The sequence below is a fragment of the Nonomuraea sp. NPDC047897 genome (assembly GCF_043204415.1).
In the GTDB taxonomy this organism is placed as follows: domain Bacteria; phylum Actinomycetota; class Actinomycetes; order Streptosporangiales; family Streptosporangiaceae; genus Nonomuraea.
Window position 1 is genome coordinate 167,977 of the sequence record NZ_JBIDCC010000011.1, and the last position, 21,101, is coordinate 189,077.

General features: G+C 75.2%; 21 protein-coding genes and 1 riboswitch. Of the genes, 8 read left to right on the plus strand and 13 right to left on the minus strand.

From position 1 onward, the window contains the following. Window positions 1-13: 13 nt before the first annotated feature. The gene (locus ACGF0J_RS24935) at window positions 14-1,855 is read right to left on the minus strand and encodes a hypothetical protein (RefSeq protein WP_393149372.1); all 1,842 of its coding nucleotides are present in this window, start codon (window positions 1,853-1,855) and stop codon (window positions 14-16) included. A gap of 168 nt (window positions 1,856-2,023) precedes the next feature. Beyond that, on the minus strand, window positions 2,024-2,929 hold the full coding sequence (locus ACGF0J_RS24940) for a LysR family transcriptional regulator (RefSeq protein ID WP_393149373.1): 906 nt from the start codon (window positions 2,927-2,929) through the stop codon (window positions 2,024-2,026). A 73-nt stretch (window positions 2,930-3,002) separates the two neighbouring features. On the opposite strand from ACGF0J_RS24940, the gene ACGF0J_RS24945 reads away from it, so the two are divergent. After that, complete coding sequence (locus tag ACGF0J_RS24945; RefSeq protein WP_393149374.1) at window positions 3,003-3,410, plus strand: RidA family protein; 408 nt, start codon at window positions 3,003-3,005, stop codon at window positions 3,408-3,410. 157 nt (window positions 3,411-3,567) lie between these two features. On the opposite strand, the gene ACGF0J_RS24950 is transcribed toward ACGF0J_RS24945, so the two are convergent. Continuing rightward, a complete protein-coding gene (locus ACGF0J_RS24950) occupies window positions 3,568-4,431 on the minus strand; it encodes a peptidoglycan-binding protein (protein ID WP_393149375.1) in 864 nt (287 codons plus the stop codon). Window positions 4,432-4,524: 93 nt separating this feature from the next. Between ACGF0J_RS24950 and ACGF0J_RS24955 the strand changes: the two genes are divergently transcribed. Together ACGF0J_RS24955 and ACGF0J_RS24960 are read left to right on the plus strand one after the other, a co-directional pair. Continuing rightward, complete coding sequence (locus tag ACGF0J_RS24955) at window positions 4,525-5,025, plus strand: YbaK/EbsC family protein (RefSeq protein WP_393149376.1); 501 nt, start codon at window positions 4,525-4,527, stop codon at window positions 5,023-5,025. A 10-nt stretch (window positions 5,026-5,035) separates the two neighbouring features. Continuing rightward, window positions 5,036-5,608, plus strand: a complete 573-nt coding sequence (locus ACGF0J_RS24960; RefSeq protein ID WP_393149377.1) for a GNAT family N-acetyltransferase — start codon at window positions 5,036-5,038, stop codon at window positions 5,606-5,608. 204 nt (window positions 5,609-5,812) lie between these two features. Here the strand turns inward: ACGF0J_RS24960 and metF are convergent, their stop codons facing one another. Then, on the minus strand, window positions 5,813-6,736 hold the full coding sequence (gene metF / locus ACGF0J_RS24965; RefSeq protein WP_393149378.1) for a methylenetetrahydrofolate reductase [NAD(P)H]: 924 nt from the start codon (window positions 6,734-6,736) through the stop codon (window positions 5,813-5,815). Between the two features lie 91 nt (window positions 6,737-6,827). On the opposite strand from metF, the gene ACGF0J_RS24970 reads away from it, so the two are divergent. After that, window positions 6,828-7,895: a polyprenyl synthetase family protein gene (locus ACGF0J_RS24970; protein WP_393149379.1), complete on the plus strand. Its 1,068-nt coding sequence runs from the start codon at window positions 6,828-6,830 to the stop codon at window positions 7,893-7,895. Window positions 7,896-7,970: 75 nt separating this feature from the next. Here ACGF0J_RS24970 and thiE read toward each other — a convergent pair whose 3' ends face one another. Genes thiE through ACGF0J_RS24985 form a run of 3 tightly spaced genes read right to left on the minus strand, consistent with a single transcriptional unit; the run spans window position 7,971 to window position 10,152 of the window. Then, complete coding sequence (gene thiE, locus ACGF0J_RS24975) at window positions 7,971-8,606, minus strand: thiamine phosphate synthase (RefSeq protein ID WP_393149380.1); 636 nt, start codon at window positions 8,604-8,606, stop codon at window positions 7,971-7,973. Beyond that, window positions 8,584-8,958, minus strand: a complete 375-nt coding sequence (locus ACGF0J_RS24980) for an Rv2175c family DNA-binding protein (RefSeq protein WP_393149381.1) — start codon at window positions 8,956-8,958, stop codon at window positions 8,584-8,586. Before ACGF0J_RS24980 ends, thiE begins: the two co-directional genes overlap by 23 nt. Window positions 8,959-8,988: 30 nt before the next feature. Further along, entirely contained in the window at window positions 8,989-10,152 is a 1,164-nt protein-coding gene (locus ACGF0J_RS24985; RefSeq protein ID WP_393149382.1) for an NAD(P)/FAD-dependent oxidoreductase, read from the minus strand. Between the two features lie 58 nt (window positions 10,153-10,210). After that, window positions 10,211-10,325, plus strand: a riboswitch (TPP riboswitch). Between ACGF0J_RS24985 and thiO the strand changes: the two genes are divergently transcribed. The 4 genes from thiO to ACGF0J_RS25005 all read left to right on the plus strand — a co-directional run bounded on the left by thiO (window position 10,315) and on the right by ACGF0J_RS25005 (window position 14,788). After that, entirely contained in the window at window positions 10,315-11,535 is a 1,221-nt protein-coding gene (gene thiO, locus ACGF0J_RS24990; RefSeq protein ID WP_393149383.1) for a glycine oxidase ThiO, read from the plus strand. It overlaps the preceding riboswitch by 11 nt. Next, the gene (gene thiS / locus ACGF0J_RS24995) at window positions 11,532-11,732 is read left to right on the plus strand and encodes a sulfur carrier protein ThiS (protein ID WP_393149384.1); all 201 of its coding nucleotides are present in this window, start codon (window positions 11,532-11,534) and stop codon (window positions 11,730-11,732) included. The genes thiO and thiS overlap by 4 nt, the downstream gene beginning before the upstream one ends. Beyond that, window positions 11,725-12,480, plus strand: coding sequence for a thiazole synthase (locus ACGF0J_RS25000; protein ID WP_393149385.1), 756 nt, complete (start codon window positions 11,725-11,727; stop codon window positions 12,478-12,480). The genes thiS and ACGF0J_RS25000 overlap by 8 nt, the downstream gene beginning before the upstream one ends. 130 nt (window positions 12,481-12,610) lie before the next feature. After that, window positions 12,611-14,788: a PASTA domain-containing protein gene (locus tag ACGF0J_RS25005; RefSeq protein ID WP_393149386.1), complete on the plus strand. Its 2,178-nt coding sequence runs from the start codon at window positions 12,611-12,613 to the stop codon at window positions 14,786-14,788. Between the two features lie 19 nt (window positions 14,789-14,807). Here ACGF0J_RS25005 and alc read toward each other — a convergent pair whose 3' ends face one another. From alc to ACGF0J_RS25035, 6 genes are all read right to left on the minus strand, one after another. Beyond that, entirely contained in the window at window positions 14,808-15,755 is a 948-nt protein-coding gene (alc, locus tag ACGF0J_RS25010; protein ID WP_393149387.1) for an allantoicase, read from the minus strand. Then, window positions 15,752-17,095, minus strand: coding sequence for an allantoinase AllB (allB, locus tag ACGF0J_RS25015; protein WP_393149388.1), 1,344 nt, complete (start codon window positions 17,093-17,095; stop codon window positions 15,752-15,754). Before allB ends, alc begins: the two co-directional genes overlap by 4 nt. Continuing rightward, window positions 17,092-18,273 (minus strand): glycerate kinase, encoded by a 1,182-nt coding sequence (locus tag ACGF0J_RS25020; RefSeq protein WP_393149389.1) that lies wholly within the window; start codon window positions 18,271-18,273, stop codon window positions 17,092-17,094. Before ACGF0J_RS25020 ends, allB begins: the two co-directional genes overlap by 4 nt. A 108-nt stretch (window positions 18,274-18,381) precedes the next feature. After that, on the minus strand, window positions 18,382-19,773 hold the full coding sequence (locus tag ACGF0J_RS25025) for an 8-oxoguanine deaminase (RefSeq protein WP_393149390.1): 1,392 nt from the start codon (window positions 19,771-19,773) through the stop codon (window positions 18,382-18,384). After that, complete coding sequence (locus tag ACGF0J_RS25030) at window positions 19,770-20,240, minus strand: (2Fe-2S)-binding protein (RefSeq protein WP_393149391.1); 471 nt, start codon at window positions 20,238-20,240, stop codon at window positions 19,770-19,772. Before ACGF0J_RS25030 ends, ACGF0J_RS25025 begins: the two co-directional genes overlap by 4 nt. Further along, window positions 20,240-21,100 carry an FAD binding domain-containing protein gene (locus ACGF0J_RS25035; protein WP_393149392.1) on the minus strand — a complete coding sequence of 287 codons (861 nt, stop codon included), beginning with the start codon at window positions 21,098-21,100 and terminating at the stop codon, window positions 20,240-20,242. Before ACGF0J_RS25035 ends, ACGF0J_RS25030 begins: the two co-directional genes overlap by 1 nt. Window position 21,101: the final 1 nt, after the last annotated feature.

Sequence of the window (21,101 nt, forward strand, 5' to 3'; positions counted from 1 at the left end):
CCAAGGGCGGATGTCAGCGGCAGCGGGCGCCCTTCCAGGAGGCCCAGCCCTTCGACGGGTCGCCGTCGCCCGTCGCGGTCCACCCCGCCGGAGGCGGACCGGCCGAAGGCGGCACGATCACCGTGCAGGCGCCCGCGGGCGGCGCCTGACGCGCGCCGTCGTACTTCTCCAGCGGCGTCCACCAGACGCGGTGGATGAGCGGAAGCCAGACGTTCCACGCCACCCGGGTGTCCACCGCGACCCGGCCGGGGCCGGGGGCGGGCAGCCAGTCGCGGCCCGGTGCGGGAGCCGACTTGGGCGCCAGGTGCACGACGAACGCGACGGTCACCACCGCCAGCCCCGCCGCCGGCGCCCACGCCCGCACGGGAGCCCACGCCCGCACGGGTGACCACGTGGCGAGTGCGGTGAGCCCGGAGAGCAGCGCCAGCGCCGTCAGCGAGGCGGCGGCCATGTCGAACCGGTCCGGCACCCCGCTGAGAAAGATCACTTCGGGGAAGTCGAAGGCGATGAAGGCGTACCGGTCGAGCCGGTCACCGGCGTACCACGCGGCCACGCCGCCGGCCGCCGCTCCCAGCGCCGCCGCGGCGGCCGCGAGCCCGGCGACCGCCGCCCGCCGGACGCGCACCAGCGCGGCCAGGCCGACCAGCGTCCACGCCACGGCGACGCACGCCAGGTAGCGGCCGTAGGCGTAGTTGCCGACCCGGTGCTCGTCGGGCAGCGCGGCGGACGACGCGTACGCGATGCCGAGGGTGACCGCGAGCAACGCCACGGCGGTGACCCGGTGCGCGAAGGTGATCGCGGCCCGGCCCGCCCGCGCACCGTCCGCGTCCCGAGCGCGCTCCGGCCGCCCGGCGCCCCGGCGGACGCCGACTCCCCGTACCGCGGCGATCGCGGCGGCCGCCAGCCCGATGCCGGCCAGCCCCCACGTGCCCACCACCAGGTACCAGAGCTGGCCGGCCGCCCCCGACAGCGCCCATGCCTGCCCGTCGAGGCCGGTCAGCCGCGAGACCAGGAGGCCGGACAGGTCCCGCACGCCGCCCGGATAGACCGCGGCGGCCAGCGCCCGGTTGAGCACCGCGCCCGCCGCGGCCAGGACCACCGCCACGGCCAGCGACACCAGCCCGGCTCCGCGCGGCACCCGTCGCGCGACCAGCAGCGCACCCACCACGACGACCGACACGGCCAGCACGACGACGCCCCGCATGTGCACCGCCGCCGCGAACCCCGCCAGCCCCCCGACGGCCACGCCCGCCCGCACGCCCGGACGCACGCCCGGACGCACCCTCGCACGCACGCCTGCTCCACGGCCGGGCCCGCGCCGTCCGGAGCCCGCGCGGGCCAGGTCGTGGAGGCCCAGCAGCCACCCGAGGAGCAGCGTGGGCAGGACCGCGTCGGCCAGCGCCAGCCCGGAGAACAGCAGCAGCGACGGCGAGGCCGCCGCCACGAACGCCAGGAACAGTGCCGGGCCCCGTCCGACGCCCAGCCGCCGCAAAACCAGGAACGCCAGCGGGAACGCCGTGGCCGCCGCCGTGGACCCCACGGCCACCACCAGCCGGTAGACGGTGGCCGGGTCGGAGGTGACCCAGTGGATCGGCGCCAGCAGCAGCGCGTACCCCGCCTGGTAGAACGTGGACCCGGTGAGGTCCGCCCCCGGCCCGCCGGCCAGCCAGCGGGCGGCGACGAGATAGCCGGTCTCGTCGGGGTTGGCCACGGGCCCCGCGTGGTACCTGAACAGCCACAGCCGCAGCAGCACCTGGGCGGCCCACCCGCCGGCGAGGGCCCACCACCACCGGCGGTCCGGTAAGGCGGGGCGGGCGGCCGGTGGGCGCAGTCGGGCGACGGGTGTGGACAGCATGGTTCTCCCCCGGGGCTCCGGGCCGGGACGTCCCCGGCCTCGGGCATGGGAGTCCAGCAGGAGGTTCATAACCCGCCCGTCACCGCGAAGGGTTATCCGGACGTTAGACCGGCCCGCGCCGTCCCGGGCCGCGCCCTGCCGCGACCGGGTGGCCGGCTGGGGCCGGCGTCAGCCGCGCAGGGCCCGCGCGGTCTCCAGGAAGCCGGCCACCAGCGGGGAGGCGTCGTCGCGGCGGTGGCACAGCGCGACCGTCGTCCGAGCGGCGGGCGTGACCCGCCGGTAGGCCACGCCCGCCAGCCGGACGCGCCGGATGCCCGCCGGCGCGAGGGACACCCCTAGGCCCGCCTCGACCAGCGCCGTGACCGTCTGCCACTCCACCGCCCGCTGCGTGACGCGCGGCTCGAACCCCGCCTGCCGGCACACGGCGACGATCCGGTCGTGGAAGGCCGGCGCGGCGGCCCGCGGCAGCAGCACGAACGGCTCGCCGGCCAGTTCGGCGACGGGGACGACGCGCCGGGCGGCGAGCGGGTGGCCCGCGGGCAGCACGACGACGAACGGCTCCGACAGGATCGGCTCGGCCACGAGGTCGTCGCCGTCCGGCGGCTCGCGCAGCAGCCCGACGTCGAGGACGTGCTCCCGCAGCGCCGTCGCCTGCGGCGCGCTGGTCATCTCGCGGATCTCCAGCTCGACGCCCGGATGACGGCCGCCGTAGGCGCGCACGATCCGGGGCAGGACGGTGAGCGCCAGCGACGCCGCGAAGCCGATGCGCAGCAGGCCGGCCTGCCCGCTGCCGGTGCGGCGGGCAGCGTCGAGCCCGGCGGCCACCTCGTCCAGCGCCCGCCGGGCGGCGGGCAACAGCTCCCGGCCGGCCGGGGTGAGTGTGACCCGGCCGGCGGGCCCGCGCCTGCCCCGCTCGAACAGCGGGTGTCCGACCCGGCGCTCCAGGCGGCCGATCTGCTGGCTCAGCGGCGGCTGGGCGATGCCCAGCCGTTCGGCGGCGCGTCCGAAGTGGAGCTCCTCCGCGAGCACGGCGAAGGCGTGCAACTGGTGCAGGGCGAGCTCGGGCCGGTCCATACGTCGAGAGATATCACACCGTTCATCAATGCGTCTTGGACGTATCATCGCTGGTCGCCTACCGTTTCCAGGCGTGAGAGAACGACGCGCGATCATGAGCGGTTCCCTGTACGAGGAGCGGATCGGGTACGCCCGGGCGGTCGTGGACGGCGACCGCGTCCACGTGTCGGGGACGACCGGGTTCGACTACGCGGCCATGACCATCTCCGATGACGTGGTCGAGCAGGCCGAGCAGTGCCTGCGCACCATCGGGGCGGCCTTGGAGGAGGCCGGCTGCACCTTCGCCGACGTGGTGCGGGTCCGCTACCTGCTGCCCGACCGCGACGACTTCGAGCCGTGCTGGCCGGTCCTGCGCCGCGTCTTCGGCGCGGTGCGGCCCGCCGCGACGATGCTCGAATGCGGGCTGGCCGATCCGCGCATGAAGATCGAGATCGAGGTGGACGCGCGGCGGCCCGCCGCCCCGGACGCGGGCGCCGCCTGATCCACCGGTAACCTCCGTGCCGGGCGGCGGACCCGGCAGTCCGCGCGCTCGGCGCGGTCGCCGAGGCGCGCGGCCAGTCGGTCGCCCTGCTCGCGCCGGCGTGGGCGCTGCGCGACGAGCCGGCCGCCATCGACACGGCGGCCGAGGAGGCCGGGCGTCACGCCCTCCTGAACGCGCCGCGCACGTGCACCGGCACGCCCTTGCCCAGCATGCCGGGCAGCACCTCGGCCACGTTCATCGGCAGCCGGACGCACCCGTGCGAAGCGGGATACAACGGCACTGACAGCGCCCCGTGGAACGCGATGCCGCCGTTGAAGAAGATCGGGTTGTACAGCTCGCCGAGATAGGACTTGTGCCAGCCCGACCTGCGCCACGTCGTCCGGTAGTCGCCCGTGGGCGTGCGGGCCGAGCCGCAGAAGCGCTGCTGCCTGCCCTGCCAGACGCTGGTCTCGCAGTACGCGATGCCGCTGCCCGAGGAGACGTGGCTGATCAGTTTCGGCTGCCCGGCCACGTACAGGACCATGATCTGCGTGGTCAGGTTCACCTCGGCGCGGGTGGCCTTGCCCTTGCCGACCAGCACCTTGGGGGCCCGTGGACGCTCCAGGGCCCGCCACGTGGACGTGCCGACCGTGCTGCTCGGCCTGATGCCGTTCACCTTCTGGAACGCCCAGACGGCCATGAGGGTCGTCCCGCCGTACCGGCCGTCGGCCTTGCCCGGCCGGTAGCCCAGCTCGGCCAGGCGTCGCTGGAGCGCTTCGACGGCCTCGCCCTTGGCGCCGAGCTTGAGCCGCTTCGGTGCGCCCAGCGGCGCGGACCAGGCCGCCGTGCCGCCCTGCCGCGCCTCGGCACCCCGGGTGACGCCCGCGGCCGTCGCGGACCGTGCGGCGTCGGACCGTGCGGCGGCCGGCGCCGCCTGGGCGGCCCCGGCTGCGGCTGCGGCTGTGAGGCCCGTCCCGACCCCCGCCCCGGCGAGCACGACGGCGCCCGCTGTCGCCAGTGCGGCCAGACGTGGTGCGCCCACCCGAATCACCTCTCACCTCAACGATCAAGTCAAAGGACCCTATACCAACACCATGCGCGGTAAAGCCGCGCTCAATCGCTTTAGAGTGTCCGCATGTCCGAGAAGTTCAGCCGGGGCGGCGGGGTGCCGCTGCCCTCGAACGCCGTCATCGTCCAGTCCGCGCTGCGCGAGCTGGGGGCCGGCGGCGACATCGTCGTCCTGCCCGAGAAGGCCCCCACCGCCGCCACCGCCGCGGCCCAGCTCGGCTGCGAGGTGGGGGCGATCGCCAACAGCCTCGTCTTCGACGCCGACGGCTCCGCGCTGCTCGTGCTGACGAGCGGGGCGCACCGTGTCGACGTCGATCTGATCGCCCGTACGGCGGGCGTCGGCACGGTACGGCGGGCCACCCCCGAGTTCGTCCGGCAGGCGACGGGCCAGCCGATCGGCGGCGTCGCCCCGGTCGGCCACCCGGCGCCGGTCCGGACGCTGGTCGACAACTGGCTGGCCAAGCACGAGGTCGTCTGGGCGGCGGGCGGGCATCCGCACACGGTGTTCCCGACCACCTTCGACGAGCTGGTCCGCATCACCGCGGGCACCCCCGTGGACGTCGAGTAGCGTGCGCCCGGTGGTCGAGTTCCGCGGCGGCGGGCCCGCCGAGTTCGGCGCGCGGCTGGACACGGTGATGGCCATCTACACCGCCGCCATGCGCCCACCGCCCGAACAGATCACCGGTCGCACCACCATCATGCGCAATCACGCCACATATCCCCGTTTTCAATGCTATTTCGCCGAGCTGCGGGATATTTCGGGCGGAGTGCGGCCGGTGCCGCGCGTCGTGGGCTTCGCCTACGGCTTCCACGGCGCGCCCGGACAGTGGTGGCACGACGTGGTGTCCCGGGCGCTGGAGGACCTGGCCGGGCGCGAGGTGGCCGACGCCTGGCTGGGCGACGCCTTCGAGCTGGCCGAGATCCACGTGCACCCCGACCACCAGGGCAAGGGCATCGGCCGGGCGATGATCACGACGCTCTGCGCGGGCCGGCCTGAGCGCTCGGCCGTGCTGTCCACGCACGACCGGCCCACCGCCGCCCGCCACCTCTACGCCGCCATGGGCTTCACGGACCTGCTGAGCCGCTACGTCTTCCCCGGCGGCTACGAAGAGTACGCGATCGTCGGCCGGCCGCTGCCGCTGAGCTGCTGACGGACGGCCATGGTAAAGCCTTGACCTGCTGGTTTGGCCCTCATGACGGACGGGCACACCTGAACACGTAAGGTAACGGACGCTTTACCCCGCGTCTGCCCACCCCAGCCCGCCACCCGCCGGGTCCCCCTGCGGGCGGGTGGCGGGACCCCGGCGGCCTCTCCTCCGCGCGGCGGGGTCAGGCAGCGGGGTCAGGCAGCGGGGTCAGGCGGTGACGGCCTCGGCGTGCGACAGGCGCTGGAAGACCTCACGCGAGGCGCTCGACCGGTTGAAGGTGATGAAGTGGATGCCCGGCGCCCCCTCGTCGAGCAGCCGCTGGCACAGCTCGGCCCCGTGGTCGATGCCCAGGGCGCGCACCGCCGCGGGGTCGTCGGCCACGGCCTCGAAGCGGGCCGCCAGGCCGGGCGGGAACGGCGCCCCCGACAGCTGCTCCGACCGGGCGATCGTGCTCATCTGCGTGACCGGCATGACACACGGGATGATCGGCGTGTCGCAGCCCATGGCCGCCACCCGGTCGCGCAGCCGGAGGTAGTCGTCCGCCTGGAAGAACATCTGCGTGATCGCGTAGTCGGCCCCTGCCCGGCACTTGCGCACGAAGTATTCGGTGTCGGACTCGACGGACGGCGAGCGCGGATGCTTGTAGGGGAACGCGGCCACGCCCACGCAGAAGTCGCCCGCCTGCCGGATCAGCCGCACCAGCTCCTCGGCGTAGCTGACCCCCTCGGGGTGCCTGACCCAGTCGCCGGTCGGGTCGCCCGGCGGGTCACCGCGCACGGCCAGGATGTTGCGCACCCCCGCGTCGGCGAAGCGGCCCACCAGGTGACGCAGCTCGCGCACGGAGTGGTTGACGGCCGTGAAGTGCGCCACCGGCGTCAGCGTGGTGTCGTGGGCCAGCCGTTCGACGATGTCGACCGTGCGGTCACGGGTGGAGCCGCCGGCGCCGTAGGTCACCGAGACGAACGTCGGACGCAGGGCCTCCAGCTCCCTGATCGCCCGCCACAGCTGACGCTCCCCCTCGTCGGTCTTCGGGGGGAAGAACTCGAACGAGAACGAGCGGCCACCGGCGGCGAGAAGCTCACGGACGGTGGGGACGCGATCGGGGAGGACGGAGGGTCGACCAAGGGCCATGAGATCAGGGTACCCCGACGCGCCCCGCACCAGCGGGCCGAGGGGAACCTGGAGATCCTGCCCCCGGCGTGCGACCACTAGTCTCATGCACATGAGCACTGAGGCCGCGGGCTTGGACACCCTGCGCGAACAGGTTGATCGTTCCCTGCGGGCGTTCGTCGGCCGGCAGCTACCCGCCACGGGGTCCGAGGAGCTGGAGCCGCTGCGCGTCGCCGCCACCGAGCTGCTGGCGGGCGGCAAGCGGCTGCGGCCGGCGTTCTGCTACTGGGGCTGGCGCGGCGCCGGCGGCGCCGACCTGCCGGAGATCTTCACGGCGGCGGCGTCGCTGGAGCTGTTGCAGGCCAGCGCCCTGGTGCACGACGACGTGATGGACAGGAGCGACCTGCGCCGGGGCATGCCCGCCGCGCACCGGCGCTTCGAGACGATCCACACCGAGTCCGGGTGGCAGGGGTCGCCGGAGCAGTTCGGCGTGGGCGCGGCGATCCTGCTGGGCAACCTGCTGCTGATCTGGTCGGGCGAGATGTGGCGCACCAGCGGCCTGCCGCCCGCCTCGCTGGCCGCCGCCCAGCCGGTGCACGACCACATGCGCACCGAGCTGATGTGCGGCCAGTACCTCGACCTGCTGGAGCAGGCCCACGGGGAGAACACGTTCGAGTCGGCGCTGCGCGTCGCCCTGTACAAGAGCGGCAAGTACTCCGTCGAGCAGCCGCTGCGGCTCGGCCTGGTGCTCGCCGCCGGCGAGCGGCTGCCGTGGATGGACGAGCTGTGCACGACGTTCGGCACCCGGGTGGGCATCGCCTTCCAGCTTCGCGACGACATCCTGGGCGTGTTCGGCGATCCGGCGCGCACCGGCAAGCCGGCGGGTGACGACCTGCGCGAGGGCAAGCGGACGATGCTCGTGGCCCGCACCCTGGCCGCCGCCGCACCGGAGCAGGCCGCGACCGTGCGCCGCCTGCTGGGCGACCCCGGCCTCGACGACGGGGGCGTGGCCACGCTGCGCGGGATCATCGAGGACACGGGCGCGCTGGGCGCGTGCGAGGACCTGATCACGAGCTACCTCGGCGAGGCGCTGGCCTGCCTCGACAAGGCCCCGATCACGCCGGAGGCCCGCGCCGCGCTGGCCGAGCTGGCCGTGGCGGCCACCTCGCGCAAGACCTGACGCCGCATCGAGCGAGCCAGGCGTCCAGCGAGCCAGGCCGTTCAGCGGGGCAGGCCGTTCAGCAGGGCAGGCCGTTCAGCGAGCCAGGCGTTTGGCGAACTCGGCCGCCGCCGCGCCCGGGTCGTCGGCGTCGGTGATGGCCCGGACCACCACGACCCGGCTGACCCCGTAGGACATGACCTCGTCCAGGTTGGCCAGGTCGATGCCGCCGATGCCGAACCACGGCCGGTCGGTGCCGAGCGAGGCCGCGTGCCGCAGCAGCGCGGGCCCGGGCGCGGACCGGCCGGGTTTGGTGGGCGTGGGCCAGACGGGGCCGCAGCAGAAGTAGTCGACGCCCTCCTCCACCGCGGCGGCGGACGCCTCGGCGGTGGAGTGGGTGGACCTGCCGATGAGGACGTCGTCGCCGAGTATCTCTCGCGCGACCCTCACGGGCAGGTCGTCCTGCCCCAGGTGGAGCACGTCGGGCCGGGCGGCGAAGGCCACGTCGGCACGGTCGTTGACGGCCAGCAGCCGGCCGTGCCGGTCGCACGCGTCGCGGAACACCTCCAGCAGCGCGAGCTCCTCGCGCGCCTCCAGCCCCTTCTCCCGGAGCTGGACGATGTCCACGCCGGCCGCGAGCACGGCGTCGAGGAACTCGGCCAGGTCACCGCGTGCGCGGCGGCCGTCGGTGCAGAGGTAGAGCCGGGCGTCAGAAAGCAAGGGCCTGGGCACGCCGCTTGACCTCGGTGTGACGACCGGCCTTGATCGCCTGGACGGGCGAGCCCGGCAGCGAGTCGTCGGGGGTGAAGAGCCAGCGCAGCGCCTCGACGTCGTCGTAGCCGGCGTCCTGCAGCACGGTCAGGGTGCCCGGCAGGCCCTTCATCACGTCCCTTCCGTCGATGAACACCGCAGGCACCTGCGGCCCACCGCTGCCGCGGCGGACGCCGAGCAGCTTGTGGTCCTTGAGGAGTTGCTTGGCCCGGCCCAGGGACAACCCCAGGCGGTCGGCCACTTCGGGAAGAGTGAGCCACTCGTCGACGAGCTGGTCGGTCTCCCGGTCGATCTGCGCAACAGAAAGCGTCACGGAACCACAACTACCACATGCCGTGCTGGCTCAAACAACACAATCTCGTAGCGAAATATCGGGATCTACCAGGCGGTTCGCGTCGAGTCGCCGCCCGGCCTCGATGAGCCGGCGGCCCTGGACCAGGTCCCGCGGCCGGTCGACGGCCAGCACGGCGGCGAGCCGGTCGTCGCCGGTGAGCCAGACGGCCGCCCACTTGCCCTCGGGCTCGCCCCGGTACAGCAGCCGCTCCCCCGCCTCGCGGTGGCCGGCGTACTGGAGCATGTGGCCGAACTGCTCGGACCAGAAGTACGGCACCGGGTCGTAGACGGCGTCCTCGCCGAGCAGGGAGGCGGCGGCCACCTCCGGGGCGCCCAGGGCGGTGTCCCAGTGCTCGACCCGCAGCCGCGTCCCGTAGCGGCGCGACCACCAGGCGGCGCAGTCGCCGACCGCCACCACGCCCGGCAGGGAGGTGCGCAGGTGCTCGTCGGTGACGACGCCGTTGTGCAGGTCGATGTCGGCGCCGGCCAGCCACTCGACGGCCGGGCGGACGCCGATGCCGGTGACCACCACGTGCGCCGGCACGAACTCCCCGCCGACCAGCTCGACGCCGCCCTCCTCGACGGACCCCACCATCGTCTCCAGCCGCAGGTCGACGCCGTCGTACCAGCTCAGGGTGCGGGCGCCGAGCTCGGCGCCGACGGCGTGCGCGAGCGGCGCGGGCCCGACCTCCACCACGGTCACCTCGCAGCCGGACCGGCGGGCCGCGGTGGCCACCTCGGCGCCGATCCAGCCGGCCCCGACGACGACCACCCGGGCGCCGGGGACGAGCCTGGCGCGCAGCTCCAGCGCGTCGTCGAGGGTGCGCAGCACGTGCTGCGGCCCGTCGCCGGGCACCGTGACGGGCTCGGCCCCGGTGGCGATGACGAGACCGTCGTAGGCCAGCTCGCCTTCGGTGGTCTCCACGACGCCGGCCCGCAGCGACGTGGCGCCGACGCCCGGCCGGAAGTCCACCCGCAGCGCGACCGGGTCGAAGTCGACGTAGCTGGAGTCACTGGCGCCCAGCAGGACCGCCTTGGACAGCGGCGGGCGGTCGTAGGGGCGGTGGCGTTCGGCCCCCACGAGCGTGATCGCGCCGTCGAACCCCCTCGCCCGCAACGCCTCGATGCTCCGCACGCCCGCCAGGCCCGCTCCGACCACCACGACATGGTTCACGGACATGACCATAACGGGCCGGTGCCGGGCACGTCATGGCGAGGGCATAGGCTGGAGCCGTACGACGCGCGGGAGTCCGGCCGCACCGGGCTGAGAGGAAGGCTGCGCGGGCCTTCGACCGCAAACCACCTGATCCGGATCATGCCGGCGAAGGGAGCGCGCATGGACCTGGTCGTGGGCGGCGGGATCGTCGGGCTGACGATCGCCTGGCGGCTGTCCCGGGCGGGACGCGCGGTGACCGTGGTGGATCCGGCGCCCGGCACGGGCGCGTCGCACGCGGCGGCGGGCATGCTGGCGCCGGTCAGCGAGGTCACCTACACCGAGGAGCCGCTGCTGCGGCTGGGCGTCGCCTCGCTGCGCAGGTGGCCGTCGTTCGCCGCCGAGCTGGCCGCCGACGCCGGACTCGACGCCTCCACCGCCCGAGGCGGTGTGGACCTGCGGGCCGACGGCACCCTCGACGTGGCCTTCGGGGCCGACGACCTGGCGGCGCTGGGCGAGCTGGCCGACTTCATGGAGAAACTGGGGCTCCCGGTCGAGCGGCTGACGGGCCGCGAGTGCCGGCGGCTGGAGCCGATGCTCGCGCCGTCCGTGCGGGGCGGGCTGCTCGCCCCCGGTGACGCGTGGGTGGATCCGCGCCGGGTCACGGCGGCGCTGCTCGCCGCCCTGGACCGGCGCGGCGTCCCGCTGGTGCGCGCCCGGGTGAGCGGGCTGCTGCGCGAGGGCGGCGCGGTCCGCGGGGTGTCGCTGGACCGGGCGCCCGGCGAGCTGCGGGGCGACGGCGTCGTGCTGGCGGCCGGGGCGTGGAGCGCCGAGCTGGCCGACGTCGAGGTCCGGCCGGTCAAGGGGCAGATCATGCGGCTGCGCTCCCCCGAGCCGCTGCTGCGCCGGTGCGTGCGCGGCACGGTGCACGGCGCGCACGTCTACCTGGTGCCCCGCGGCGACGGCGAGCTGGTGGTGGGGGCCACGCAGGAGGAGCTCGGGTTCGACACGCGAGTGACGGCCGGCGGCCTGTACGAGCTGCTGCGCGACGCCCGCGAGCTGGTGCCCGGGGTGACCGAGCTGGAGGTCGCCGACGTGGTGGCCGGGCTGCGCCCAGGCACGCCGGACAACGTGCCCTACATCGGCCCGAGCGGCACCCCCGGGCTGACGCTCGCCACCGGGCACCACCGGGGCGGCGTGCTGCTGGCCCCGCTCACGGCGGCCGTCCTGCTGGGCGAGGAGCCCGAGCTGGCCGCCCTGTGCTCCCCGTCCCGCCCGCGTACCGGACCCGGCACCGGACCCGGCGCGACAACCGGCACGACATCCGGCGCGACATCCGGCACGGCATCCGGCGCTGGGCCGCGCCCCGGGCCCGGGTCCCCACCCTCGAGGAGTTGGCGATGAAAGTGACGATCAACGGCGACGCCCGCGAGGTGCCCGACGGCACCACCGTGGCGCAGGCCGTACGGATCCTGACCGGCCTCACCGCCGGTGTGGCGGTGGCCGTGAACGACGAGGTGGTGACGCGCGGCACGTGGGAGACCACGCCGCTGCGCGACAGCGACCGCGTCGAGGTGCTGACGGCGGTGCAAGGTGGATGACCTGATCATCGCGGGCGAGAAGTTCTCCTCGCGGCTCATCATGGGCACGGGCGGCGCCCCTTCGCTGGAGGTGCTGGACCAGGCGCTGGACGCCTCCGGCACCGAGCTGACCACGGTCGCGATGCGGCGGCTCGACCCGTCGGCGCGCGGATCGGTGCTGGACGTGCTGCGGCGGCGCGACATCAAGGTGCTGCCCAACACGGCGGGCTGCTTCACCGCCGGCGACGCCGTGCTGACCGCCCGGCTGGCCCGTGAGGCGCTCGGCACCGACTGGGTCAAGCTGGAGGTGATCGCCGACGAGCGGACCCTGCTGCCCGACCCGATCGAGACGTTCGACGCGGCGGAGCGGCTGGTGGCCGACGGGTTCGTCGTGCTCCCGTACATCGGCGACGACCCGGCGCTGGCGCGCCGCCTGGAGCAGGCGGGCTGTGCGGCGGTCATGCCGCTCGGCGCGCCGATCGGCTCGGGTCTCGGCATCCGCAACCCGCACAACATCGAGCTGATCGTCGAGGCGGCCTCCGTGCCGGTGATCCTCGACGCGGGCATCGGCACGGCGAGCGACGCCGCCCTCGCCATGGAACTGGGCTGCGACGCGGTGCTGCTGGCCACCGCGGTGACCCGGGCACGGCGGCCCGACCTCATGGCGGCGGCGATGCGCGAAGCCGTGCGGGCGGGCCGGCTCGCGCGCCTGGCCGGGCGCATCCCCCGCCGCCGCTACGCGGAGGCGTCCTCGCCGATGACTCCCTAGCTCCGCCGGGAGGCCGCCTCGGCAGGGCCGCGGCGGCCGTTCCAGGTGGGGGCCGGGTGCGGGGCACGGCTCGGCATCGTTTGGGATGGTCAGGACGTGCCGGGCCGCGATCGCCCGTAAACTCGGCCTCGTGGACACGACGACTGCGGACGCCCTCGTCGGGCGGCTCCTCGATGGGCGCTACCGCATCGAGTCCCGCATCGCGCGGGGTGGCATGGCGACCGTCTACCTCGCGCTCGACGTCCGGCTCGACCGCACGGTGGCCCTGAAGGTCATGCACCGCTCGCTGGCCGAGGACCCGTCGTTCGTGCGCAGGTTCATCGGCGAGGCCAAGTCCGTGGCCAGCCTGTCCCACCCCAACGTGGTGGCCGTCTTCGACCAGGGCACCGACGGCGACGTGGTCTACCTGTCGATGGAGTACGTGCCGGGCAGGACGCTGCGCGACATCCTGCGCGAGCGGGGCAGGCTGCCGGCGCGTGAGGCGCTGGAGCTGGTGATCCCGGTGCTCGCGGCGCTGGGCGCGGCCCACCAGGCCGGGATGGTGCACCGCGACGTCAAGCCGGAGAACGTCCTGCTGACCGCCGACGGCCGGGTCAAGGTGGTGGACTTCGGGCTCGCCCGCGCGATCGAGGCGTCCGGCCAGACCCGCACCGGCATGATGATCGGCACGATCGGCTACATGTCGCCCGAGCAGGTGACGACGGGCGCGGCCGACGCGCGCAGCGACGTCTACGCGACGGGCATCATGCTGTTCGAGCTGGTGACCGGGCAGCCGCCCTACGACGGCCAGACCCCGATGTCGGTGGCCTACCGGCACGTCCACGACACCGTCCCGGCGCCGTCGTCGCTGACGCCCGACGTGCCGCCGCAGGTCGACGCGCTGGTCGCGCAGGCCACCGCGCGCGAGCCGGGCGACCGTCCGGCCGATGCGACCGCGATGCTGGTGGCGGCCGTCGAGACGCACCGCCTGCTGCCCCGGCTGACCGATCCCGCCGCGTCCCGCACCCAGCACTCGCAGCCGCACCCGCAGCCGTCGCAACCGTCGGGGTCGCAGCCGTACGGGACCCAGACCGGCGGTTCGCAGGCCTACGGTTCGCAGCCCTACGGTTCATCACAGCCCTACGGCTCCCAGGGCGGCGCGTCGCGGCCCTACGGGTTCCAGACCGGCGCGTCGCAGCCCTACGGGCCGCAGCCGCACTCGGCGCCGCAGCACCCGTCCCAGCCGCACTCCGCCCCGCACGCGCTGCCGCCGCAGCCCCAGCCGACGCAGGCGCTGCCGCAGGCGGGGCTCACCGGCCCGGCGGCCGGCGGGCCCAACCCGACGCTCATCCAGCCGCGCGCCGAGGGGGCGGCCCCCGCGCCGCCGGGGCGGCGTCGCGCTCTCCGCTCGACCTGGTTCCTGGTCACGCTGGCCGCCGTGATGGCGGTGGCGATCGCGGCGACGGGCGTGTACTTCTCGCAGACCCGCTACGTGGCCGTGCCCGGCGGGCTGATCGGCAAGAACGTCGTGGTGGCCGAGCAGAACCTGACCTCCCGCGGCTTCAAGGTGCGCCAGGCGCCCGGCCGGCACGACGAGAACGTGGCCGAGGGCCTCGTGCTCAGCCACGACCCGGTCTCCGGCAAGGAGGTCGAGAGCGGCGCCACGATCACGCTGGTGCCGTCGCTGGGCCCCAAGCGGGTGCTGGTGCCCAAGGTGCAGGGGCTGAGCGAGAGCGACGCCCGGTTGGAGATCGCCAAGGCCGGCCTGAGCGTGGGCACGGTCAGGCGGCTGCCCAGCCAGCTGGTCGAGCGGGGCGCGGTGATCCGCACCTCGCCGCAGGTGGGCGAGAAGGTCAGGGAGGGCTCGAAGGTCGGCGTCTTCGTCAGCGCCGGTCTGGTGATGCCCGACGTGTCCGGCATGACGAAGAACGAGGCGGCCGCCTACCTGCAGGAGCAGGGCTTCCAGGTGCAGGTCAACGAGGTCGACGACGACGCCGAGCCGTGCACGGTCATCGCGCAGGCGCCGAAGGCCAAGGCCGAGGTCGACAAGGGCTCGATGGCGATGGTCACGGTGGCCCGGTGCAGCGACGACTTCTGGGGCTGGTTCAACCGGGGCGACGGCGACGACGACGAGGCGCGTGACGACCAGCAGTTCGCGCTGGTGCCGCAGGTGATGGGCAAGAACGTCAACGACGCCAGGCAGGAGCTGGAGCAGCTCGGCTTCAAGGTCAAGGTGCGCCGGCTCGGCAACGGCGGCGTGGTGCGGTTCCAGCGGCCGCTGCCCAACAGCGAGCGTCCGCCGGGCGCCGTGGTCATGCTCTGGCACTGACCCGCCGACGGCGGGCCGGTCAGGCGAGGTGGCCGTGCAGCCGCACCCTGGCCAGCCCGCCGTCCGGGTAGATGTCGACCCGTACGTGCGTGACGGGCTCGGCGGGCGGCAGGCGGAAGCGGTGGAGGGTGTCGGGCTGCAGCCGCGTCCGGGGCAGCAGCTCGATCTGCCGGCCGTCGGTCAGGCCGGTGAGCGCCACGGCGGCGGGGGCGTTGTGGATGAGGTGGGTGGTGTCGATCTCGGCCAGCCGGACGACGCCGGGCCCGGCCAGCCGGATGACGAGCCAGTCGTTGCCGCCGCCGCGGCGGCGGGCGGTCTCCCAGCCGTCCGCCTGGTGGCGGGCCAGGCCGGGGGCGATGACGTTGTTCGGGGCGGAGTAGAACTCGTCGGAGCAGGCCGTGACCAGGCCGCCGTTCTGCAGCGCGGCCAGGTCCAGCCCGAGGCCGTCGTACGCGGACAGGTCGGGGCGGGCCTCGCCGTGGACGCGCAGGCGGGCGATGCCGCCGTCGGGGTAGGCGTTCAGCCGCACGTGCGTGTAGCGGCGGCGGTCGGTCACGGGGACGTGGTGCTCGGCGTCGCCGCGCAGGGCGGTGCGGGGCACGATCTCGGTCCAGGCGGCCCGTTCCAGCTCGGCGGGCGACGGGTGGCCGTCGGCGGCCGTGGCGTCCACCGAGGCGTGCGGCGGGTAGTTGCCGGTGAACCAGGCGGTGTCGATGACCACGCCGTGGACGACGCCGGGCACGCCGAGCCGGACGATCGCCCAGTCGTGGCCGGGTTCGCGGCGGCGCCGCGTCTCCCACCCGTCGTACACCTGGCCCTTGCCGCCGAACGTGCCGGCCTGGAAGGCGGGCCGGCCGGGGCGGATGAGGTTCTCCCTGCCGGCGAACGACTCGTCGCTGGCGGCGACGACCGACCCGCCGAGGGTGCGCAGGGCCAGGTCGGGCAGGGAGGTGAAGGCGGCCGTCACTGTTGCCCTCCGAACAGGAACACGCCGTGCGGCTCGCCCTCGACGGGCCTGCCGCGCAGCCAGGTGGTGAGGACCGCGCCGTTGAGAGTGCGGCCGTGGTAGGGCGTGACGGGGTTGCGGTGGTGGAGCCTGCGCGCGTCCACGGGTACCTCGGCGCCGGGATCGAAGGCGACCAGGTCGGCGTCGGCGCCCGGCACGATGGCCCCCTTGCCGGGGATGCGGGCCAGGGCGGCCGGGCCGGCCGCCATCCAGCGGACCACGTCGGCCAGGCCGTGGCCGCGGCGGGACGCCTCGGTCCACACGGCGGCCGGCCCGAGCTGGAGGGAGGCGACGCCGCCCCAGGCGGCGGCGAAGTCGGGCAGCTTCAGGTCCGCGGTCGAGGGCGAGTGGTCGGAGACGACGCAGCTCAGCACACCGCCGGCGAGCCCGTCCCAGAGCCGGTCGCGGTTGGCCGCCGAGCGGATCGGCGGGCAGCACTTGTAACGGGTGTCGCGCTCGGGCACCTCCTCGGCGGTCAGGGTCAGGTAGTGCGGGCACGTCTCGGCGGTGACCCGCACCCCGTCGGCCTGGGCGGCGGCCAGCGGCTCCAGGCAGTCGGCGCTGGAGACGTGCAGGACGTGCGTGCGCGCGCCGGTCTCGCGGGCCAGCCCGATCACCTGCTCGACCGCGCTCCGCTCGGCCGCGCCGGGCCGCGAGTCGAGGAAGTGCCGGTACGTGGGGCCGCCCGGCTCGCCGAGCAGCGCCGGGTCCTCGGCGTGCACGAGGAGGAGCCCGTCGAAGGCGGCGATCTCCTCCATCGCGCGCCGCACCTCGTGCGGCCGCAGCGGCGGGAACTCCGCCACCCCGGACGGCGACAGGAAGCACTTGAAGCCGAGGACGCCGCGATCGTGCAGCGGCCGCAGGTCCTCGGCGTTGCCCGGCACCGCGCCGCCCCAGAAGCCGACGTCCACGTGGCATCGTCCGGCGGCGGCCCGCAGCTTGGCGTCCAGGGCCGGCACGTCGACGGTGGGCGGCAGCGCGTTGAGCGGCATGTCCACGATCACGGTGACGCCGCCGGCCGCCGCCGCCCGGGTGGCCGTGGCGAACCCCTCCCAGTGGGCCCGGCCCGGCTCGTTCACGTGCACGTGCGTGTCGACCAGGCCCGGCAGGAGGGCCAGGTCGCGCAGGTCGACGTCCTCGGCCGCGGCCAGGGGGTCGGCGTAGGCGTGCAGCGCGGCGATCCTCCCGTCGCGCACGGCGACGGCGGCGGCGCGCTCGCCGTCGGGCGTGACGGTGCGCCGGGAGCGTACGACGAGGTCGTAGCGCGTCGGCCCGGACCCGGCGGGCGCGCGGGCCGTCATGTGAGCCCGCGGTCGGCGGCCAGGCGGGCGGCGAGCCGTTCGAGGAGCGGTCCGGCCTCGGTCATGCAGCGGGCCGGGTCGGGTTCGAGGTCGGTCAGGGCGTAGGCGGCCTCGATGCCCGCGGCCTTGAGCTCCGCGTCGGTGAGGGTGCGCCGCCCGCACACGGCGACCACGGGGACGCCCGCCTCGGCGGCGGCCTGGGCTACGCCGACGGGGGCCTTGCCGCGCAGCGACTGCTCGTCCAGCGACCCCTCGCCGGTGATCACCAGCCGGGCGCCGCGCACGAGGTCGTCGAAGCGGAGCAGGTCGAGCAGGTAGTCGATGCCCGGCCGGATCTCGGCGTGCAGGAAGGCCAGCGCCGCGAACCCGACGCCGCCGGCGGCGCCGGCTCCCGGTGCGCCCGCGACACCCATGGGGCGGGGCCGGTCGTCGTGCTCCACCGCGCCGGTCAGCCCGTGGGTCCAGGCCGCCACGGCGGCCAGCCTGCCGAGGGCGGCGTCGAGGGTGCGGACGTCGTCGGGGGTGGCGCCCTTCTGCGGGCCGTAGACGGCGGCGGCGCCGTGCGGGCCGAGGAGGGGGTTGTCGACGTCGCCGGCCACGACGAACTCCACGCCCGAGATGTCGGTGAAGTGGGTGAGGTCGATGCGGTCGAGGGCGGTGAGCGCGGCACCGCCGGGGCCCAGCTCGTCGCCGTCGGCGTCGAGCAGGCGCGCGCCGAGGGCCTGCGCCATGCCCGCTCCTCCGTCGGTGCACGCGCTGCCGCCCAGCCCGAGGACGACGCGCCGGGCGCCCCTGCCGAGGGCGTGCGCGATCAGCTCGCCGGTGCCGCGGCTGGTGGCGGTCAGGGGCTGCGGACCGGCGGGCAGGCGGCGCAGCCCGGACGCCTCCGCCAGCTCGATCACGGCCGTCGGCCGTCCGGGCGAGCCGTCGCCCGCAGGGGTGCCGGTGGGATGCCAGGCGTACGACGCCTGAACGGGCTGCCCGGTCGGGCCCGTCACCTCGACGGCGACCCGGGTGAAGCCGCCGGCGACCACGGCGTCCACCGTGCCGTCACCTCCGTCGGCGACCGGCAGGCGGACCGCCGGCACCCCGAGACCGGCCGACACCCGGTCGGCGACCTCGGCAGCCGTCAGCGACCCCTTGAACTTGTCGGGGGCGACAAGCACGTGCTCAACCACTACGAACTCCCACACGACGACGACGGTGGCCGCACGCCCTCCTCCCGCCCGGGGCGGCGGGGCGTGCCGGCGTGGCCCCATCATCACACCTGCCTCGCGGCGGCGGCGTCACGGGTGGACCCCGGCCGAGACGGCGACTCCCTGCTCCTCGGCGAGCCGGACCAGCCGGCGGTGCGCCCGCGCCCCGGCCGCGCCCGCCGTGTCGTGCGGGACCGTGCGCAGCTCGTCGTCCTCGACCACCGTCTCCCCTCCGACCAGCAGCCGCACCAGCGGCGGCTGCGCGGTGGCGAAGACCAGCGCGCACACCGGGTCGGCCACCGCGGCGGCGAAGGCGCCGTCCGTCCGCCACAGCGCGATGTCGGCGAGCTTGCCCGGCTCCAGCGTCCCCAGCTCCCGTTCGCGGCCGAGGTTGCGCGCCCCGCCGAGCGTGGCCAGCTCCAGCGCCTGCCTGGCGGTCAGCGCGGCGGGCCCGTACCTGGCGCGCTGGAACAGCAGCGCCTGCCGCATCTCGCCGGACAGCCGGGTCAGCTCGGCGGAGGCGCTGCCGTCCACGCCGAGGCCGACGTTCGCGCCGCGCCGCAGCATCTCGGAGACGCGGGCGATGCCGGCGCCGAGCCGGCCGTTGGAGGAGGGGCAGTGCGCCGAGCCGGTGCCGGTCGCGGCGAACGCGCCGATGTCGGCGTCGCTCAGGTGCACCGCGTGCGCCACCCACACGTCGGGGCCGAGCCAGCCCAGCTTCTCCATGTACGGGACGGGCCGCAGCCCCGTCTGCCGCAGGCAGAGCTCCTCCTCCTCGATCGTCTCGGCGAGGTGGGTGTGCAGGCGGACGCCCCTGTCCCTGGCCAGCTCGGCCGAACGGGTCATCAGCTCGGCGCTGACGGAGAACGGCGAGCAGGGGGCGACGGCGACGCGCAGCCTGGAGGAGAACGTCGGGTCGTGGTGGGCGTCCACCGCCTCGGCGGTGGCGTCGAGGATGTCGTCGAGCCGTTCGACCACCTCGTCGGGCGGCAGCCCGCCCTGCGACCGGCCGCGGTCCATCGACCCGCGCGCCGGGTGGAAGCGCAGGCCCACCGCGCGGGCCGCGTCGATCTCGGCGGCGAACAGGTCGCCGCGGCCCGAGGGGAAGAGGTAGTGGTGGTCGCTGGAGGTGGTGCAGCCGGACAGCGCCAGGTGGGCCAGGCCTGCGGTGGCGGCGCCGGCGACGACCTCGGCGTCCATGGCGGCCCACACGCGGTAGAGCGCCACCAACCACTCGAACAGCGTCGCGTCCTGGGCGAGTCCCTGCGAGGCCCACTGGTACAGGTGGTGGTGGGTGTTGACCAGGCCGGGGGTGGCCAGGCAGCCGGACGCGTCGATCCGGGCGGCGCCGGGCGCTTCGGGCGCCTGCGTCATGGGGCCGAGGGCGGCGATCCGGTCGCCGGTGACCAGGATGTACCCGTGGGCCAGTTCGGGACCGGCGACCGGCGCGATGTGGGCGTTCTCGATCAGCGTGGAGGTCACGGGCACGCCTTGCGCGCCGCCGCGAGCCGTACGGCGTCGAGGATCTTCTCGTAGCCGGTGCACCGGCACAGGTTGCCCGCCAGCGCCTCGCGGATCTCCGCGTCGCAGGGCCGTTCGACGCGTTCGATCAGGTCGTGCGCCTGCACGACGAGGCCGGGCGTGCAGAAGCCGCACTGGACGGCCCCGCACTCGACGAACGCCTCCTGGACCGGGTCGAGCCGGTCGCCGTCGGCGAGGCCCTCGACGGTGCGCACCCGGCGGCCGTCGGCCTGCCCGGCGGCGACCAGGCAGGCGCAGACGGTGGTGTCGTCCAGGTACACGGTGCACGAGCCGCACTCGCCCTGCTCGCAGGCGTTCTTCGAGCCGGGCAGGCCGACCCGCTCGCGCAGCACGTACAGCAGGCTCTCGCCCTCCCACACGTCGTCCACGGTCTCCTCGCGGCCGTTGACGGTGAACGTGACGCGCATCAGGCGGCCCTCCTTCCCAGGTGGTCGTCCCACGCCCAGGTGAGCGTGCGGCGGGCGAGCACGCCGACGGCGTGCCTGCGGTAGGCGGCGGTGCCGCGCACGTCGTCGATGGGCGTGGCGGCGGCCGCGCACAGCTCGCCGAACCGGCGCAGCAGCGCCGGGTCGAGCGGCGCGGCCCAGTCGAGCTCGGCGCGCAGGAACTCCTCCGCCTCCGGCGCCCGCAGCGGGGTCGGCGCGGCCGAGCCGATGCCGGTGCCGACCCGGCCCTCGCGCGGGTGCAGCGCGACGGCGAACGAGCACACCGCGATCACCATGGCGTTGCGGGTGCCGACCTTGGAGAAGTACTGCGGTCCCGCGGCGCCCGGGACCCTGACGGCTCTGATCAGCTCGTCGGGCAGCAGCGCCGAGCGTTTGACGCCCAGGTAGAACTCCTCGGCCGGGATCAGCCTGACGCCCCGCTCGCGCGACTCCACCTCGACGACGGCGCCGGCCGCGAGCAGCGGCGGGTGGCTGTCGCCCGCGGGGGAGGCGGCGCCGAGGTTGCCGCCGACGGTGCCGCGGTTGCGGATCTGCGGCGAGCCGACCGTCCGCGACGCCTGCGCCAGGCCGGGCAGCGCGCCGCCCAGCTCCTCGATGACGGTCGCGTACGGCACGCCGGCGCCCACCCGGTAGACGCCGCCCGTGACGCTCCAGGCGCGCAGCTCGGCCACCCGGGTGAGGTCGAGCAGGGCGGGGGGCCTGCGCACCCCGAAGTTGATCTCGACCATGACGTCGGTGCCGCCCTGCAGGGGCAGCGCGTCGGGCCGGTCCGCCTTGGCGGCCAGCGCCTCCTCCCACGTGGTGGGGCGCAAGAAGTCCATC